Annotated in this window: 3 protein-coding genes and 1 tRNA gene; 1 reads left to right on the top strand and 3 read right to left on the bottom strand. The window is 65.8% G+C overall.

Features of this window, described 5'->3' with window-relative positions; translation table 11 throughout:
- Together WB508_RS10165 and WB508_RS10160 are read right to left on the bottom strand one after the other, a co-directional pair.
- The coding region (locus WB508_RS10165) for an ABC transporter substrate-binding protein (RefSeq protein ID WP_423844767.1) at positions 1-920 on the bottom strand (920 nt) is incomplete at its 3' end.
- Between the two features lie 146 nt (positions 921-1066).
- Complete coding sequence (locus WB508_RS10160; RefSeq protein ID WP_423844766.1) at positions 1067-1696, bottom strand: ANTAR domain-containing response regulator; 630 nt, start codon at positions 1694-1696, stop codon at positions 1067-1069.
- Between the two features lie 32 nt (positions 1697-1728).
- Between WB508_RS10160 and WB508_RS10155 the strand changes: the two genes are divergently transcribed.
- A tRNA-Leu gene (locus tag WB508_RS10155) sits at positions 1729-1811 on the top strand.
- Positions 1812-1906: 95 nt separating this feature from the next.
- On the opposite strand, the gene WB508_RS10150 is transcribed toward WB508_RS10155, so the two are convergent.
- Positions 1907-2538: pyruvate kinase (locus WB508_RS10150; protein WP_423844765.1), on the bottom strand; the 632-nt coding region annotated here is incomplete at its 5' end.

Raw genomic sequence — 2538 nt, 5'->3', positions numbered from 1 at the left:
CCCTTGGCCTCGGCACCGGGGATGGTGCCCTTGGTGCCCTCGAGCGTGCCCGGGGGCAGCGGCGTCGTGGCGTCCTTGGCGTAGCTGGCGGTGTTGCCGTCGACGAAGTACGTCGGAACGGCCTGCGGGCCAGCGCCAGCCTTGACCAGCTTCGGGATGATCGACGTGGTCTCGTCGAACGCGATCAGCACGACAGCGTCGGGCTTGGCATCGGCAACAGCAGAGATCTGCGTGTCGCTCGGGCCGTCCTTCTCGCTGTAGAGCTCGTTGATCGCGACCTTGGAACCGGCCGACTCGAGGTTCTTGCTGACTTCGGAGGCCAGCACCTCGCCGTACGCATCCTGGCGAGCCAGGATGGCGACGTTCTGACGGCCGTCCTTGACCAGCAGGTTCGCCATCACGGCGCCCTGGAGGACGTCGGACGGAGCGTCGCGGAAGTACAGGTCGGGCTTGGCGTAGTCGCCCTCGTCGAACGCGGTCGACGTGTTGGCCGGCGAGTACATGACAACGCCAGCGGACATGATCTTGTCGATCACGGTCAGCGACACACCGGACGAGGCGGCACCGATGATGACATCGGACTTGGCCTTGATCAGCTTGTCTGACTCAGCCGGCGCGATGCCGTTGTCGGTGTCACCGGAGTCGCCACGAACCGTGACGACGTCCTTGCCGAGCACGCCACCAGCGGCGTTGATGTCCTTGACGGCCAGGTCGACGCCAGCGAACTCGGGCGGGCCGAGGAACGCCAGGCTGCCGGTGACGGGCAGCAGGGTGCCGATCGTCAGGGTGCCGTCGCCCTTCTTGGCAGGCTTGTCGCCCGATGCGTTGTCGCCCGACTCGTCGCTGCCACAGGCGGCCAGCACGAGTGCACTGGCGGCCGCGACCGCGCCGAGGCGGAGCACGTGGGAATTGCGCTTCATCAATCCTCCGGATTTGTGTGGATGTCGTGACGCAGGTAACACCCGCGTCGCTCATGGCGAACGCTAGTCTTTCTCCGGGTCACATGTGCCGGAGAATCCGAAGTGGCGGGAAACTTAGCCAACTTGTAACCGCAAACCGCCCGCAGCTAGGGCTGCTGGGGTTCCTCGGTCACCGTCGAGCTGTTCTGCATGACCGTCGTGGCCACCTGGAGCATCGTCAGACGCAGATCCATGGCTGTGTGCTGGATCCAGCTGAATGCTTCAGGCTCGCTCATGCCGCGAGTCTGCTGCAGGACCGCCTTGGCGCGCTCGACCATCTTGCGGGTCTCGAGTCGCTCGGTCAGTTCGTCGACTTCGGCCTCGAGCGCCATCATCTCGGCAAAGCGGCTCCGGGCCATCTCGATGGCCGGAACCAGGTCGGATCGGCCGAAGGGCTTGACCACGTAGGCCATGGCACCTGCCTCGCGGGCCCGCTCCACCAGCTCGCGCTGGCTGAAGGCCGTGAGCATCACGACGGGCGCGATCTTGGCGTGGGCGATCTGCGCCGCAGCGGCAATGCCGTCGAGCTTGGGCATCTTGACGTCCATCACGACCAGATCGGGCTGATGCTCGATGGCCAGGGCGACGGCCTGCTCACCGTCCCCGGCCGCGCCGACCACGTCGTATCCCTCTTCGGTCAGCATCTCGGCCAGGTCGAGCCGAATCAACGCCTCGTCCTCGGCGATGACGACACGCGGTGCTCCAGAAGGTGTCGATGTGCTGCCAGGGATGCTCACGTGAGAAGGTTATCGGGCGCTTGTGGGCGCAAGCCGACTTGGCGGAATGGTAGACGCGACGGTCTCAAAAACCGTTGTCCGAAAGGGCGTGTGGGTTCGACTCCCACAGTCGGCACGTGGTGACGCTCAGCAGCACAGTCGGCACGTCGTGACGCTCAGCAGCACAGTCGGCACGTCGTGACGTTCACCAGCACAGTCGGCACGTCGAGATCAGCGGTCGTCGGGGTTCTCATAGGCCGGCACGACCTTGTTGATGGCGTCACCCATGTTGTGGATGCGTAGGGCATTGGTGGATCCCGGAATGCCCGGAGGTGCGCCAGCCACGATGACCACCCGCTCGCCGATCCCACACTTCTCGATCTCGAGCAGCGCCTTGTCGACCTGCATGACCATCTGGTCGGTGTACTTCACCTCGGGGACCAGGAAAGTCTCGATCCCCCAGGTGAGAGCCAGCTGATTGCGCGTGAGCGGATCCGGGGTGAAGGCGATGACGGGAATGCGCGAGCGGTAGCGGGCCATGCGCCGCGCTGAGTCGCCGGTGGTGGTGAACGCGACCGTCATGCGGGCCTCGACGGACTCAGCCACTTGGCTGGCAGCGCGGCAGACGATGCCGGTGGTGGTCCGCGGCGTCCAGGTGAAGGCGGCCATGCGGGGCAGGCCGTGGTCTTCGGTCGACTCGATGATGCGAGACATGATGCGGACGGTCTCGACAGGGTAGTCGCCGACGCTGGTCTCGCCCGACAGCATGACCGCGTCGGCCCCGTCGAGAACGGCGTTGGCGACGTCGGAGGCCTCGGCGCGCGTCGGCCGCGGCGAGGTGATCATCGACTCCAGCATCTGGG

The sequence above is a fragment of the Aeromicrobium sp. genome (assembly GCF_049586495.1).
Lineage (GTDB): Bacteria > Actinomycetota > Actinomycetes > Propionibacteriales > Nocardioidaceae > Aeromicrobium.
Note: the sequence above shows the minus strand (reverse complement) of the source record. Positions and strands in the feature narration are given on the sequence as shown.